Annotated in this window: 11 protein-coding genes; 6 read left to right on the top strand and 5 right to left on the bottom strand. The window is 70.9% G+C overall.

Translation table 11 applies throughout. The annotated features are described in order from the left end of the window. Nucleotide 1: 1 nt before the first annotated feature. Complete coding sequence (gene dapF, locus AB0F98_RS02485) at nucleotides 2-847, top strand: diaminopimelate epimerase (protein WP_357727463.1); 846 nt, start codon at nucleotides 2-4, stop codon at nucleotides 845-847. A gap of 6 nt (nucleotides 848-853) precedes the next feature. On the opposite strand, the gene AB0F98_RS02480 is transcribed toward dapF, so the two are convergent. Continuing rightward, nucleotides 854-2,320, bottom strand: a complete 1,467-nt coding sequence (locus AB0F98_RS02480) for an NAD-dependent malic enzyme (protein ID WP_357727460.1) — start codon at nucleotides 2,318-2,320, stop codon at nucleotides 854-856. 260 nt (nucleotides 2,321-2,580) lie between these two features. Between AB0F98_RS02480 and hflX the strand changes: the two genes are divergently transcribed. Then, nucleotides 2,581-4,026 carry a GTPase HflX gene (hflX, locus tag AB0F98_RS02475; protein ID WP_357727457.1) on the top strand — a complete coding sequence of 482 codons (1,446 nt, stop codon included), beginning with the start codon at nucleotides 2,581-2,583 and terminating at the stop codon, nucleotides 4,024-4,026. A 51-nt stretch (nucleotides 4,027-4,077) separates the two neighbouring features. Then, the gene (locus tag AB0F98_RS02470; protein ID WP_357727454.1) at nucleotides 4,078-5,757 is read left to right on the top strand and encodes a hypothetical protein; all 1,680 of its coding nucleotides are present in this window, start codon (nucleotides 4,078-4,080) and stop codon (nucleotides 5,755-5,757) included. 180 nt (nucleotides 5,758-5,937) lie between these two features. Here AB0F98_RS02470 and lexA read toward each other — a convergent pair whose 3' ends face one another. Next, nucleotides 5,938-6,723 carry a transcriptional repressor LexA gene (gene lexA, locus AB0F98_RS02465; protein ID WP_357727451.1) on the bottom strand — a complete coding sequence of 262 codons (786 nt, stop codon included), beginning with the start codon at nucleotides 6,721-6,723 and terminating at the stop codon, nucleotides 5,938-5,940. A 626-nt stretch (nucleotides 6,724-7,349) separates the two neighbouring features. Here lexA and nrdR point away from each other — a divergent pair. After that, nucleotides 7,350-7,850, top strand: coding sequence for a transcriptional regulator NrdR (nrdR, locus tag AB0F98_RS02460; protein ID WP_357727448.1), 501 nt, complete (start codon nucleotides 7,350-7,352; stop codon nucleotides 7,848-7,850). A gap of 67 nt (nucleotides 7,851-7,917) precedes the next feature. After that, entirely contained in the window at nucleotides 7,918-10,779 is a 2,862-nt protein-coding gene (locus tag AB0F98_RS02455) for a vitamin B12-dependent ribonucleotide reductase (protein WP_357727445.1), read from the top strand. 172 nt (nucleotides 10,780-10,951) lie between these two features. Here the strand turns inward: AB0F98_RS02455 and AB0F98_RS02450 are convergent, their stop codons facing one another. After that, nucleotides 10,952-12,064, bottom strand: coding sequence for an FAD-dependent monooxygenase (locus AB0F98_RS02450; protein WP_357727442.1), 1,113 nt, complete (start codon nucleotides 12,062-12,064; stop codon nucleotides 10,952-10,954). Between the two features lie 196 nt (nucleotides 12,065-12,260). Here AB0F98_RS02450 and AB0F98_RS02445 point away from each other — a divergent pair, with 196 nt between their 5' ends. Continuing rightward, entirely contained in the window at nucleotides 12,261-13,196 is a 936-nt protein-coding gene (locus AB0F98_RS02445; RefSeq protein ID WP_357727439.1) for a DUF2332 domain-containing protein, read from the top strand. Between the two features lie 31 nt (nucleotides 13,197-13,227). Here the strand turns inward: AB0F98_RS02445 and AB0F98_RS02440 are convergent, their stop codons facing one another. Both AB0F98_RS02440 and AB0F98_RS02435 read right to left on the bottom strand, forming a co-directional pair. After that, entirely contained in the window at nucleotides 13,228-13,785 is a 558-nt protein-coding gene (locus AB0F98_RS02440; protein WP_357727436.1) for a dihydrofolate reductase family protein, read from the bottom strand. A gap of 50 nt (nucleotides 13,786-13,835) precedes the next feature. Continuing rightward, the gene (locus tag AB0F98_RS02435; protein ID WP_357727433.1) at nucleotides 13,836-15,116 is read right to left on the bottom strand and encodes an MFS transporter; all 1,281 of its coding nucleotides are present in this window, start codon (nucleotides 15,114-15,116) and stop codon (nucleotides 13,836-13,838) included. Nucleotides 15,117-15,131 lie beyond the last annotated feature (15 nt).

The following is a 15,131-nucleotide window of genomic DNA, read 5'->3' as shown; positions in this document are numbered from 1 at the left end:
CGTGGAGTTCACCAAGGGACATGGCACCGGCAACGACTTCGTGATCCTGCCCGACCCGGACGGGGTGCTCGACCTCACACCCGGCCTGGTCGCCGCCGTCTGCGACCGCCGGCGAGGGCTCGGCGCAGACGGGGTGCTGCGGGTCGTGCGGGCCGCCAAGCACCCGGAGGGCGTGGCGCTGGCCGGCGAGGCCGAGTGGTTCATGGACTACTGGAACTCCGACGGTTCCATCGCCGAGATGTGCGGCAACGGGGCACGCGTGTTCGTCCGCTACCTGGTCGACTCCGGGCTGGCCGCCCCCGCCGACGCGGCGTTGCCGGTGGCGACCCGGGCCGGGATCGTCCGCGCGCGGGTCGACGGCGAGACCATCGCGGTGGAGATGCGTCGCCCCCGGCTGTACGACGCCTCCACCGCGACCCTGGGCGGCCTCACCCTGGCCGGTACCGCGGTCGATGTGGGTAACCCGCACCTGGTCTGCGCGCTGCCGGCCGGGCTGGACCTGCCCACGCTGGATCTGACCCGGGCACCCGAATTCGATCCGGCGGTCTTCCCGGCCGGGGTGAACGTCGAGTTCATCGCCCCGGGTGGAGCGGTCGACGGGGTCGACGGGCACGTGCTCATGCGCGTCTACGAGCGCGGCTCGGCGGAGACCCTGTCCTGCGGCACGGGCGCCTGCGCGGTGGCCGCGGTGGCGCTGCGGGACCTCGCACGGGACACCGGCGTGGTCGCGGTCGACGTTCCCGGCGGACGCCTCACCGTCACCGTCACCGCTGACACCTGCTGGCTCGCCGGCCCCGCTCTCCTCGTGGCCACCGGCAGGTTGGCCTCCGCCAACCTGCCGGGCTGACCACCGTCACGGGTTGGCGGAGGCCTCGGCGGCGATCTCCGGAAGGTCGGCCGGACCGGGGTCGGCGGCCGGCGCGGGGGCAGGGCTGTGCGCGGCGGCGCGCACGGCGGCGGCCACGGCCGGGGCGACCCGGGAGTCGAAGACGCTCGGCACGATCACCGTCGGGTTGATCTTGTCTTCGCCGACGACGTCCGCGATGGCGTGCGCGGCCGCGATCGCCATCTCCTCGGTGAACTCCTCGGCGTGCGCATCGAGCATGCCGCGGAAGACGCCGGGGAAGGCCAGCACGTTGTTGATCTGGTTGGGCTGGTCCGACCGGCCGGTGGCGACGATCGCGGCGTGCTTGCGCGCCTCCCGCGGGTCCACCTCCGGGTCGGGGTTGGCCAGCGCGAACACGATCGAGTCCTTGGCCATGGTGGCGATGTCCTCGCCGGTGAGCAGGTTCGGCGCGCTGACCCCGATGAAGACGTCGGCGTCGCGGATCGCCCCGCGCAGGTCGCCGGAGTAGTTCTCCTTGTTGGTGTTCTCGGCCAGCCACTGCCAGGCCGAGTTCAGGCCGGTCTGGCCGCGGTGCAGGGCACCCTGCCGGTCGTACGCGATGATGTCGCCGACGCCCTGGCGCAGCAGCAGCTTCATGATCGCGGTGCCGGCGGCGCCGGCGCCGGAGACGACCACCCGGACGTCCTCGAGCTGCTTGCCGACGACGCGCAGCGCGTTGGTGAGTGCGGCCAGCACGCAGATGGCGGTGCCGTGCTGGTCGTCGTGGAAGACCGGGATGTCCAGCGCCTCGCGCAGCCGGGCCTCGATCTCGAAGCACCGCGGCGCCGCGATGTCCTCCAGGTTGATGCCGCCGTACGCGGGCGCGATCGCCTTCACGATGGAGACGATCTCGTCCGTGTCCTGGGTGTCGAGCACCACCGGCCAGGCGTCCACGCCGCCGAACCGCTTGAACAGCGCGGCCTTGCCCTCCATGACCGGGAGTGCGGCGGCGGGACCGAGGTTGCCCAGGCCGAGCACGGCCGAGCCGTCGCTGACCACGGCGACGGTGTTGCGCTTGATGGTCAGCCGCCGGGCGTCCGCCGGGTTCTCCGCGATGGCCATGCAGACCCGGGCCACGCCCGGGGTGTACGCGCGGGACAGCTCGTCGCGGGTCCGCAGGGCGACCTTCGAGCTGACCTCGATCTTGCCGCCCAGGTGCAGCAGGAACGTCCGGTCGGAGACCTTCCGCACGTCGACCCCGTCGAGCGCGGAGATCGCCTGAACGACCTGGTCGGCGTGGCTGGCGTCGGCCGTGTCGCAGGTGAGGTCGACGAGCACGTGGGTGGGGTCGGAGTCGACCACGTCCAGCGCGGTGACGATCGCTCCGGCCTCTCCGACGGAGGTGGTCAGCCGCCCGATCGACGAGGCGTCCGCCGGTACGGCGATCCGGATCGTGATGGAGAATCCGGCACTCGGGAGTCGGGTGATGGCCACAGGTGTTTCCTCCGTCAACGCTGAGCGGCTCGACTCGCATTTCTACCCGCCTGCCGAGGTCGCTCGGCATCCGGCCCCACTACCGGTGGGTACGACCACCGTCCGCGTGCCGCGAAGGCGGTCGCGGTGGCGTGGGGGCGACGGAACTCTGGCGTCCTCCGCGCGCCTAAGAAACGACCACGCGGGCATATAGCAGGTGCGTGCGGCGTTGCCACATGTCAGGATTGCTTTCTACCCGGCAGAACGGACAGGAGATCGGCTTGCGCGACCAGGACACCGTCGTCGTCCCATTCGAGGACGAGGAGCTCGACGCCACCACCGGCGAGCTCGAGCTGTCAGAGCGGCAGGCGCTGCGGCGGGTCCCCGGCCTCTCCACCGAGCTCACCGACGTCACCGAGGTCGAATACCGGCAGCTCCGCCTGGAACGGGTGGTGCTGGTCGGGGTCTGGACCGAGGGCACGCAGAGCGACGCCGAGAACTCCCTCACCGAGCTGGCCGCGCTGGCCGAGACCGCCGGCTCGCAGGTGCTCGAGGGGCTGATCCAGCGTCGCAACCGGCCCGACCCGGCGACGTACATCGGCCGGGGCAAGGTCGACGACCTGGGTTCGGTGGTGCTCGCCTCCGGCGCGGACACCGTCATCTGCGACGGCGAGCTCTCCCCGTCCCAGCTGCGCAATCTCGAGCAGCGCACCAAGGTCAAGGTGGTCGATCGCACCGCGCTCATCCTCGACATCTTCGCCCAGCACGCGAAGAGCAAGGAGGGTAAGGCGCAGGTCGAGCTGGCCCAGCTGGAATACCTGCTGCCCCGCCTCCGCGGTTGGGGTGAGACGCTCTCCCGGCAGACCGGTGGTAGCGCACGCGGCGGCGGTGCCGGCGGTGGCGTGGGTCTGCGCGGTCCCGGTGAGACGAAGCTGGAGACCGATCGGCGCCGCATCCGCACCCGGATCGCACGGCTGCGCCGTGAGATCAAGGGCATGCGGACGGTACGCCAGACCAAGCGCGCCCGTCGCACTCGAAACGCTGTGCCCGCGGTGGCGATCGCCGGCTACACGAACGCCGGCAAGTCGAGCCTGCTCAACCGTCTGACCGGGGCGGGTGTGCTGGTGGAGAACGCCCTCTTCGCCACCCTGGACCCGACCATCCGTAAGGCCACCACCTCCGACGGGCGGGTCTACACCCTCTCCGACACGGTGGGCTTCGTCCGGCACCTGCCGCACCAGATCGTCGAGGCGTTCCGCTCGACGCTCGAGGAGGTCGCCGACGCCGACCTGGTGGTGCACGTCGTCGACGGCGCCCATCCGGATCCGGAGGAGCAGGTCCGGGCGGTGCGTGAGGTGCTCGCCGAGGTGGGCGCCGACCGGCTGCCGGAGCTGCTGGTGGTCAACAAGACCGACGCCGCGGACGAGGAGACCCTGCTGCGGCTCAAGCGTCTCTGGCCGGAGTCGATCTTCGTGTCCGCGCATTCCGGGCGCGGCGTCGACGATCTGCGCAGCGCCATCGAGGCCCGGCTGCCGCGGCCGGCGGTGGAGGTCTGCGCGGTCCTGCCGTACGACCGGGGCGACCTGGTCGCCCGGGTGCACCGCACGGGCGAGGTGCTCAGCACGGCGCACCTGCCGGAAGGCACCCGCGTGCATGTCCGGGTCGGCCAGGCACTCGCCGCGGAGCTGGCTCCGTTCGAGGAGCGGACGGCCGCCGGGCGCCGCTAGACACCTTGCCGGCGTCACCCGGTCGAAACCGGGGCATGCGACACTTGCGCAATGCGCCGCGCTGTTTCCTCGGTCACGGTCGCCCTCGGACTCGTCGGGGCGACCGTGGCGTTTACCGGAGTCGCGCTGGCGGCTCCCGCCGCCTCGTCTGCTACCGCGCCCGTTCCGGGCAAGAAGCTGTGCACCATCACCGACGAGCGGCCGCGTCAGCTCTCCGGTCTGGCCGCGACGAGCAGTGGCTTCGTCGTCATCAACGACGACTCCGATATCGAGTCGCGTAAGCGCATCTACCTCCTGGACAGCAAGTGCAAGTTCTCCAAGGAGGTGTCGTACCCGGGCGACGGCCCGGTCGACACGGAGGATGTGGCGCTCTCCCCGGACAAGAAGACGGTCTGGATCGCCGACACCGGTGACGAACCCATCGGTGAGCGACGCAAGCATGTGGCGGTTTGGACGATGCCGGTCAGCGGCTCCAGGAAGCCGACCCTGCATCGCCTCTCCTACCCGGAGGGAAAGCCGCACGACGCCGAGGCGCTCCTGGTCGGCGACGACAAACTGCCATTGATCATCACGAAGGTCACGTCGGGCGCGGCCGAGATCTACCGACCGACGGCGGCGCTCGCCAGCGGAGACGCCGAGCCGGTGCCCATGGAGAAGGTCGGCTCGCTCACGCTGCCGATGACGCAGACGGAGAATCCGCTCGCTGTCATGGGCCGGGTCGCGATCACCGGTGCGGCCCGTTCGCCGGACGGCAGCAAGGTGGTGCTGCGGACGTACGCCGACGCCTTCGAGTACGACGTCACGGACGGCGACATCGTCAAGGCGCTCACGGGCGGCGAGCCCCGGGTGACGCCGTTGACCGATCCGTTCGGTGAGGCGATCACCTACTCGCCGGACGGGACGAGTTTTCTCACGGCCTCGGATGTCGCGAAGCTCGGCGACGACGACGCCAAGGTCGAGATCCTGAGCTACACCCCCTCCACGAAGGGGGCTGACCCGGTCGCTGTGGGCGCTGACGCCAAGCCGGGCTCGGCCCGCTCCTGGTATGACAATCTCAGCATTCAGGACATCACCTACCTGGTCGCCGCGGTCGGCGTGGTGGGCGTGCTGCTGGTCGGCGTCGGGATCTTCGGGATTCTCCGAGCGCGAAAGCGCAAGGCGACCGGCGCGGACCGCTCCGCGGGTGGCCGCGGCGACGACTCGCCCGGCGGCCGTACGGATGAGGATTTCGCAGGCCCCGGACCGGGCGGTGGCGGGGTCTACGGCGGGGCTCCGGGGCGCGATGCCGGCCCAGGCGGTGGCGGGGTCTACGGCGGCGGCCCGAGTCGGGGTGGTGCGGCACCGGCTGGCGGTGGCGTCTACGGCGGCGGTCGTCCGGCGGGTGGCGCAGGCGGGGTCTATGGGGGTGCCCGTCCGAACGGTGCAGGCGACGCCCGCCCGGGCGGTGGCGTCTACGGTGGCGGCCGGCCCCCGGGTGGTGGACGGCCTGGCGGCGGACAGCCCGGTGGTGGCTCCTACGGCGGCGGGCAGCCGGGTGGTGGCTCCTACGGCGGCGGGCAGCCCGGTGGTGGCTCCTACGGCGGTGGTGGCGGGCGCGCGGAACCGCCCCGGCGTGGCGGACCCGATCCGGACTACCAGGGTCAACGTGGTGGTCGCCGACGCCAGGAGGACGTCGACCCGTACGGCCAGTACCCCGGCGGCCGGGACCGGTACCGCGGCGACCGCTACTGATCGTCTCGGCTCCCGCTGGCGCAGCGCTGGGGGTTGCCTGAGCCGCGCCAGCACAACCGCCTGCGCGGCTGTGCTGGCGCTGGAGATGTGGGTGGGCCGAGGTCCAGGGCGGGTGACCAGGCGGGTGCGTTGGTCACCCGGCTGTCACGTCGGCCGGTCGACCGGGATGCCTGGTAGCTGTCAGATGCGTCGTAGCACCGCTACGACGCGGCCCATGATGGTGGCGTCGTCGCCGGGAATCGGGTCGAACGCCGGGTTCTGCGGCATCAGCCAGACGTGCCCGTCGCGGCGCCGGTAGGTCTTGACGGTCGCCTCGCCGTCGAGCATGGCCGCGACGATGTCACCGGATTCGGCGGTGGGCTGCTGCCGCACCACCACCCAGTCGCCGTCGCAGATCGCCGCGTCCAGCATCGAGTCGCCCTTGACCTGGAGCATGAACACCTCACCCTCGCCCACCAGCTCGCGGGGGAGAGGGAAGACGTCCTCCACCGCCTGCTCCGCGAGGATCGGGCCACCGGCGGCGATCCGGCCCAGCATCGGCACGTACGCCGGGGTGGGGCGTTGCGAGCGGGTCAGCTCGTCGTCCAACGCGTCGTTGGGGGAGCGGACGTCCACGGCACGCGGACGGTTGGGGTCGCGGCGCAGGAAGCCCTTCTTCTCCAACTCCTTCAGCTGGTAGGCCACGCTGGAGGGCGACACCAGCCCGACCGCCTCGCCGATCTCCCGGACGCTCGGCGGGTAGCCGTGCCGCTCGACCCAGGTGCGGATGAATTCGAGGATTCGCCGTTGCCGGGCCGTGAGGTCGATCGTGGCCGGCTCGGGGAAGCTGCTGACCACCGGGGTGACAGGCCGCAGGGTGGGTTGCCCCGTCCGGCTGCGCGCGGCGCCCCGGCGCCGAGTGGCCGGTGGACCCGCCTCGGCGACCTGCTGCGGGTTCTTCGGCCGGCTGGCCCGGTCCTCGGTCACGTCCGTCCTCCCTGTCGGCGCTGGGTGCCCCCCGGCGCCCCGTGATGCATGCGGTGATGCCGGTGTGCGTGCTGGTGCGGCGGAACTCGCCGCGACCGGTTGGTCATGACCGTATAGGTGAGATCGGCCATTTTCAAACATCTGTACGACCTGTCACCGGCGTGTCGCGATGAAAAGCGCGTCTTTCGTACTGGCGTTCTGATAAATGTTACTTCGGTTGGCACGCCTGTTCGAATTGCGGCGGTCGGGCTGGTGGAATCCCCACCGGATGGCGGTAACTCCGCGCGGTCCTGCCCGTTGGGCCCACCGGCGGCTCGGGCGGGCGGTGTCGCGCTGTGGGTCGGCCGTTCGGGCGGGCCTGCTCGGCGGGTCGTGTCGGCAGGGGTGTCGTGGGTGTGGAGTGACACGCGGGACACGCCGCCAACTTGACCGGGGTCTGCTGGCGACATACGGTCGACCCCTAGATGTAGTAGTCACACGGGCGTAAGTTGCCCATAGGTTGGGTCCGACTACCGACCGCACTCCCGTACAGTGTCACGGCGAGCGGCCATCGAGCGATGGTGCCGTCGCGGTGCACTGTGCCCGGGAGTGCCCGGTGCGGCCGTGGTCGATCAAGGAGGTCAGCGATGCGGTGTCCGTACTGCCGGCACGCCGACTCACGAGTGGTCGACTCGCGGGAGGCCGACGACGGCCAGCTCATCCGGCGGCGACGCGCCTGCCCGGAGTGCGGCAAGCGGTTCACCACGGTCGAGGAGGCTGTCCTCGCGGTGGTCAAGCGCAGCGGGGTGACCGAGCCGTTCAGCCGGACGAAGATCATCGGCGGGGTACGCAAGGCGTGCCAGGGCCGGCCGGTCGACGAGGACTCGATCGCGCTGCTCGCCCAGCGGGTGGAGGAGACCGTCCGCGCCAAGGGCGCCGCCGAGATCCCCAGCCACGAGGTGGGGCTGGCGATCCTGGGTCCGCTGCGGGACCTCGACGAGGTGGCGTACATGAGGTTCGCCAGCGTCTACCGGTCCTTCGACTCGCTGGCCGACTTCGAGCGCGAGATCGAGTCGTTGCGGGCCGCGGCGCGCGCCCGGGACAACGGCGGGGCCGACGCGGTCGAGGCCGCGGGCCGGCCCAACTGACTTTTCGAATTTTTCCAACGGTATCGGGACGCGCGGTGGGTGACCGCGCAGACAGGGGGGCGACGGCGTGACGACGAGCAGGTCGCGAAGCAAGTCAGGCGCAGGCCTGAAGATCGAGCGGGTCTGGACGACCGAGGGGGTCCACCCGTACGACGAGGTCACGTGGGAGCGCCGGGACGTCGTGATGACGAACTGGCGGGACGGCTCGATCAACTTCGAGCAGCGCGGGGTGGAGTACCCCGAGTCGTGGAGCGTCAACGCGGCGAACATCGTGACCACCAAGTACTTCCGGGGAGCGGTGGGGACCCCGGAGCGGGAGTGGTCGCTCAAGCAGCTGATCGACCGGGTGGTCACCACCTACCGGACGGCCGGCGAGGAGTACGGCTACTTCGCCAGCCCGGCGGACGCCGAGATCTTCGCGCACGAGTTGACCTGGATGCTGCTGCACCAGGTGTTCAGCTTCAACTCGCCGGTGTGGTTCAACGTGGGCACGCCGTCGCCGCAGCAGGTAAGCGCGTGCTTCATCCTCGCCGTCGACGACTCGATGGACTCGATCCTCGACTGGTACAAGGAGGAGGGCCTGATCTTCAAGGGCGGCTCCGGCTCCGGCGTGAACCTGTCCCGGATCCGTTCCTCCAAGGAGCTGCTCTCCTCCGGTGGCACCGCCTCCGGCCCGGTGAGCTTCATGCGGGGCGCGGACGCCTCGGCCGGCACCATCAAGTCCGGAGGCGCCACCCGGCGCGCGGCCAAGATGGTCATCCTCGACGTCGATCACCCCGACATCGAGGAGTTCGTGGTCACCAAGGCGCGCGAGGAGGACAAGATCCGCGCCCTGCGGGACGCCGGATTCGACATGGACCTGGGCGGCGCCGACATCGTCAGCGTCCAGTACCAGAACGCCAACAACTCGGTTCGGGTCTCCGACGAGTTCATGACCGCGGTGGAGAAGGACGGCAGCTTCGACCTGCGCGGGCGGCTGGACGGCGCGGTGATCGAGACGATCAACGCGAAGAAGCTGTTCCGCACCATCTCCCAGGCGGCTTGGGAGTGCGCCGACCCCGGCCTGCAGTACGACGACACGATCAACGACTGGCACACCTGCCCGGAGACCGGGCGGATCACCGCGTCGAACCCGTGCTCGGAGTACCTGCACCTGGACAACTCCTCCTGCAACCTGGCCTCGCTGAACCTCATGAAGTTCCTCCGCGCCGACGGTGGCTTCGAGGTGGAGAAGTTCGTCAAGTCGGTCGAGTTCGTCATCACCGCGATGGACATCTCGATCTGCTTCGCCGACTTCCCGACCGAGAAGATCGGTGAGACCACCCGCGCCTACCGCCAGCTGGGCATCGGCTACGCCAACCTGGGCGCGCTGCTGATGGCGTCCGGCCTGCCCTACGACTCGGAGCAGGGTCGTTCGGTCGCCGCCGCGATCACCTCGCTGATGACCGGCACCGCGTACCGCCGCTCGGCCGAACTGGCCGGCATCGTCGGCGCGTACGACGGCTACGCCCGCAACGCCGAGCCGCACAAGCGGGTCATGCGCAAGCACGCCGCAGCCAACGACGAGATCAAGCCGGCCGGCGCCGTGGCCACCGCCATCCAGCGGGAGGCCACCAAGCAGTGGACGCTGGGCAACAAGATCGGCGACAAGAACGGTTGGCGGAACTCGCAGGCCAGCGTGCTCGCGCCCACCGGCACCATCGGCCTGATGATGGACTGCGACACCACCGGCGTCGAGCCGGACCTGGCGCTCGTCAAGTTCAAGAAGCTGGTCGGCGGCGGCTCGATGCAGATCGTCAACCAGACGGTGCCGCGGGCCCTGCGCAGCCTCGGCTACCCGGAGGAGCAGGTCGAGGCGATCGTCGAGCACATCGCCGACCACGGGCACGTGGTGGACGCCCCCGGCCTGAAGCCGGAGCACTACGCGGTCTTCGACTGCGCGATGGGTGAGCGTTCCATCGCCCCGATGGGGCACGTGCGGATGATGGCGGCCGTCCAGCCGTTCATCTCCGGCGCCATCTCCAAGACGGTCAACATGCCCGAGCAGGCCACCGTCGAGGACGTCGAGAAGATCTACTTCGAGGGCTGGAAGCTCGGCCTCAAGGCGCTCGCGATCTACCGGGACAACTGCAAGGTCGGCCAGCCGCTCTCCGCGGCGAAGCCGAACAAGGCCACCGTCGAGGCTCCGGGCGAGGTGGAGAAGGTCGTCGAGAAGGTCGTCGAGTACCGGCCGGTGCGTAAGCGGCTGCCGAAGAAGCGTCCGTCGGAGACGATCTCCTTCTCGGTGGGCGGCGCCGAGGGCTACCTCACCGCGTCGTCCTACCCGGACGACGGCCTCGGCGAGGTCTTCCTCAAGATGTCGAAGCAGGGTTCCACCCTGGCCGGCGTGATGGACGCCTTCTCGGTGGCCATCTCCATCGGTCTCCAGTACGGCGTCCCGCTGGAGACGTACGTCAGCAAGTTCACCAACATGCGCTTCGAGCCGGCCGGCATGACCGACGACCCGGACGTGCGGATGGCCGCCTCGGTGATGGACTACATCTTCCGTCGGCTGGCGCTGGACTTCCTGCCGTACGAGCGCCGCGCGGAGCTGGGCATCTTCACCGCCAAGGAGCGGGCCGCCCAGCTCCAGGCCGAGGCGGAGGCGGAGGCGAACGGTGCGGACCTCACCGCGATGGCCGCCTCCGCCCCGGTCGAGATCAAGGTGGAGGAGCCGAAGACCGGCCCGGTCGCCCAGCCGGCGCAGGAGGTCGCCGACGTGGCCGCGGTGAAGCCGGCGCCGTCGGTCGGCTCCAGCACCGAACTGCTGGAGGCCGTGCTCGGCCAGGTCGCGGACGCGCCGCTCTGCTTCACCTGCGGTACGAAGATGCGCCCCGCCGGTAGCTGCTACGTCTGCGAGGGCTGCGGCTCCACCAGCGGCTGCAGCTGAGGTACGACACCCGCGGCGCTGCCCCGATCCCGTCAGGGGGTCGGGGCAGCGCCGTATTCACTGGTCAATTCGACTTCCTGACCGTCGCCGTCGCCGACTCCGCCACCGGCAGGATCACCCGAGTTGAAGGAAGCCGAGTGGATGATCGGCGGGTGGGCCGCTGACGTCGTGGTCAGGGCTGGGCGAACAGGGGTCCGTAGTTGGACCGGAACATCTTCTCGCCGAGGTGGCGCATCACCGTGTCACGCAGTACGGGTGGCAACCCGCTCGCCTTGTCCCGGCGGTGAGTCTGACCGACCACCCAGTCCGTACGCGGGCGGCGGCGTGCCTCGTACCCGCGCAGCGCCTCGGCGATGCTGCCGGCGGTCGCGAGCGAGTCGGCCAGCACCACGGCATCCTCGAGAGCCATCGCGCCGCCCTGCGCCATGTTCGGAGAGGTGGCGTGGGCGGCGTCGCCGACCAGCAGCACCGGGCCGCGCGTCCACGAGTCGAGCACGACCTCCTGGTTCGGGCCGGCGTGCAGGGTGCTGGCGTCCGCGTCGAGCGCGTCGAGCATGGTGGCGACCGGCCCGGCGAACGTCGCCCGCAGTTCGTCGCGCCAGCCCGGCCGGTCGGCGACCGGGCCGTCGTTGTAGTAGCAGTACGTCAGCTCGTCGGAGACGGGGATCGTGAGGAACTGGATGCCGCGCCCCAACAGTACGGACCAGACCGGCTCGGCGTCGATCCGCGGGGCGATCCAGCGGTACGCGTACTGGCCGAGGGGCCGGGCCACCTGGCCATCGAAGGCGAGCCGCCGGACCGTCGAGTTCACCCCGTCCGCGCCGATCACCAGGTCGTACGACTCCGCGGTCCCGCCGTCGAATTCGACGGCCACCCGGTCACCCTCCTGGTTGAGCGCGACCGGTTGGCGGCCCCACCGGATCGGAAAGTTCCCGATGCCGGCGAGCAGCGCCCGGTGCAGTTCGGCCCGGGGAAGCGAGACGCAGGGCCCGACGCCGTGCCACAGGGCGGCCACGTCGATGTCGAAGAGCCGCCGGCCACGCTGGTTCGCGCTGCGCTGTCGCCTGATCTCCACGGCCACGTCGGCGACCGGCTCCCACAGCCCCAGCACGTCGAGGGTCCGGGTCGCGTTGCCGGTCAGGTAGATGCCGGTGCCGGAGGTGGCGGAAGCCTCGGCCCGTTCGACCAGATCGATCGTCGCGCCCCACTCGCGCAGTGCGGCAACCGTCGCCAGCCCGGCGACACCGCCTCCGACGATCAGTACCCGGACACCCTCACCCCGCACGTTCAGTCCTCCCCACTGCGCGCCACGGCCGGGGCTGAGCCTCCGCTCCGGCTCCCCGGCCGTCGCAGACTCTACGAGTTGCCCGTGGCGGTTCCCCACGTCGTTCCCACGGGCAGGGGTGTGCCGTTCGACTCACTGCGCCCTCCGTCACGTCCGGCAGGTTCCCGCCCGGCGGTGCCGCTGCGACGATCGGGGCATGTCCATCGCCGTCGACTACGTCGACTTAGCCGTCCGGGAGTTTCGCGGGCTGTCACCCGCGTACGAACGGTTGGCGCTCGCGGTCTCCCGTGATGACGACTTGCTCGCCCTGCTCGGCACGCTCCCGCCGGCGAAGCGGCAGCCGAACCTGCTCTTCGGCGTCGTACGACTGCTCGGCGGCCCGGTCGAGGACCCGGCGGCGTTCCACGACTTCGCGGTGACGCACTGGCCGGCGGTGGAGGCGGAGATGCGGGTCCGGGCCACCCAGACGAACGAGGCCGGCCGCTGCGCCGTGCTGCTGCCGGTGCTCGCCGCGCTGCCGCAGCCGCTCGCGTTGCTGGAGGTCGGCGCGTCCGCCGGGCTGTGCCTCTACCCGGACCGGTACGCGTACCGCTACGGCCACCAGCGGCTCGGCACGGGCGAACCGGTCCTGGAGTGCACGGCCGATGGTCTGGTGCCGCCGACCCGGCTGCCCGAGGTGGTGTGGCGGGCCGGCCTGGATTCGAATCCGCTCGACGTGACCGACACCGAAGACGTGGCGTGGCTGGACGCTCTCATCTGGCCGGAGCACGCCCACCGCCGGGAGCGGTTGCGGGCCGCCGCTGCCGTCGCCGCCGCCGAGCCGCCCCTGCTGCTACGCGGTGACCTGGTGGACGACCTGCCGGCGCTGGCCGCGCAGGCACCGGCCGGCGCGACGCTCGTGGTGTTCCACACCTCGGTGCTCTACCAGGTGCCGCAGCCTCGGCGGGACGCCTTCGTCGACCTGGTACGCGAGCTGCCCGGGCACTGGATCTCCAATGAGGCCCCAGACGTGCTGGCGTACGACGGGCTCCCGGAGCAGCCGGGGCAGGCATTGCACAACGTGCTCGCCCTGGACGGCAGGCCGCTGGCCTGGACCCGCGGGCACGGCCAGTCGATGGTCTGGTTCGGCTGACGCGACGACGAGTGCGCCTGCGACCCGGTGCTCAGCGCCGGTGGCGCAGCAGGACTACCCCGTTGCCGAAGACGCGGTTCTCGACCAGCCGCAGGTCGGTGGGCCCGACCCCGGCCGGGAAGAGCGGGCGACCCCGGCCCAGCAGCACCGGGTGGACGTAGGTCCGCCACTCGTCGACCAGGCCGTGCCGCATGAACGTGACCATCAGGTCCGCGCCGCCGAGCGCGAGGTCACCGCCCGGTTCGGCCTTGAGCCGGCGCACCTCGTCGGGATCGACCTCGCGCACCACTGTGGCGTTCCAGTCGGCCCGTTCCAGCGTGCGCGAGTAGACGATCTTCGGCATCTCGCGCCAGATGCCCGCGTACTCCCGCACCGCCGGCGGGCTCGCCGGGTCCTGGTCCGCGGTCGGCCAGTACGCGGCCATCAGCTCGTACGCGATCCGCCCGTTGAGGAAAGCGCCCATCGTGCGGAGTTCGGCGTTGAAGTGCTCGTGCAGCTCGTCATCGACCAGGTGCCAGCTGAGGTCGCCACCGGGGCCCTCGAAGTAGCCGTCCAGCGACACGCTCATGTGCACCACAATTCTTCGCATCGCTGCGCCTCCCACCTGATCGGACATCCGCTGCCGAGTCTGCCCGTCGGCTACGACGAAACCGCCGGTTCCGGCATGTCCCGCAGCCGGCGCAGTGGAGAGAACACCACGAACAGGCATGCGCTCCACGTGCCCAGTACGCAGATCCAGAGCGCCGTACGCAGTCCCAGCGCCGTGCCGAGCCCCCCGCCGACCAGCGCGCCGAGCGGGATCACCCCGAAGCAGATCCACAGGAACGCCGCGTTGACCCGGCCGAGGATCGCCGGCGGGGTGATCCGCTGCCGGTAGGTGGTCGACGCGACGTTGTACAGCACCGCGTTGGCGGAGAACGCGGCCAGTCCGGCGCCGTAGAGGAGTACCCCCCAGCCCGGCTGTGCCAGCGGCATCAGCAGGTAGAACGGGCCGGGGGCGGCCATGGCCACCCAGATGACCCGGGCCGAGCCGATCCGGGCCGACAGCCGCCCGGCGAGCGCGCCGACGACGAGGCCGCCGATCGCGCTGACCGAGAACACCAGTCCGACCTGTACCGACGAGGCGTGCAACTCCCGCAGCATGAAGGTCACCTCGATCGAGCCGGCCGCCATGACGAAGAAGTTCGAGGTGGTCGTGCAGGCCAGGATGCGCAGGAGGATCGGCTGGCTGCGGATGAACCGCAGCCCGTCGGTCATCTCCACCCGCAGCGGCAACCGTTCGCGCTGCTCCGCCGTGCGCGGGGCGGGCCGGATCAGCAGCAGGGTCACCGCGCTCACCAGGAAGGCCAGCCCGTTGCTGAGGAACGTCCGGGTGGCCCCGACCAGACCGATGAGGACGCCGCTGGCCGTCGGCCCGACCAGCTCGGCCGCGTCCTGGCTCATGATGAGCTTGGCGTTGGCGTCGACCAGCTGCCCCGCCGGGATCAGTCCCGGCAGCATGCTCTTGTACGCGACGGTGAAGAGCACGGTGAGCACACCGGAGAGCCCCACCACCGCGTACAGGTAACCGAGGGTGAGTTGTCCGACCAGCGCGACGCCCGGGAGCGACAGCATCAGCGCGCCACGGCCGAGGTCGCAGAGGATCATCAGGCGGCGCTGGTCCACCCGGTCGGCGAGGATCCCCGCCGGTAGCGAGACGAGCAGGTACGGCAGCCACGCCAGGAAGGTGAGCAGCGAGACCTGGAAGACGCTGGCGTGCAGGGTGTCCGCGGCGAGCAGCGGGACCGCCACGCCGGCGATCCGGGTGCCCAGCTCGCTGACGGTCTGTCCGCTCCACAACAGCAGGAAGTTCCGGCTCCGCAGCAGCGAGGGCGGTCGGACGGTCGCGGGCGCCGGCGGGTCGGCGACGTGCTGGCTCAAGGATTCGCCTGTCTG

Origin of the sequence: Micromonospora sp. NPDC023737 (assembly GCF_040639715.1) — a bacterium.
In the GTDB taxonomy this organism is placed as follows: domain Bacteria; phylum Actinomycetota; class Actinomycetes; order Mycobacteriales; family Micromonosporaceae; genus Micromonospora.
This window is presented reverse-complemented; position numbering and strand designations above follow the sequence as displayed.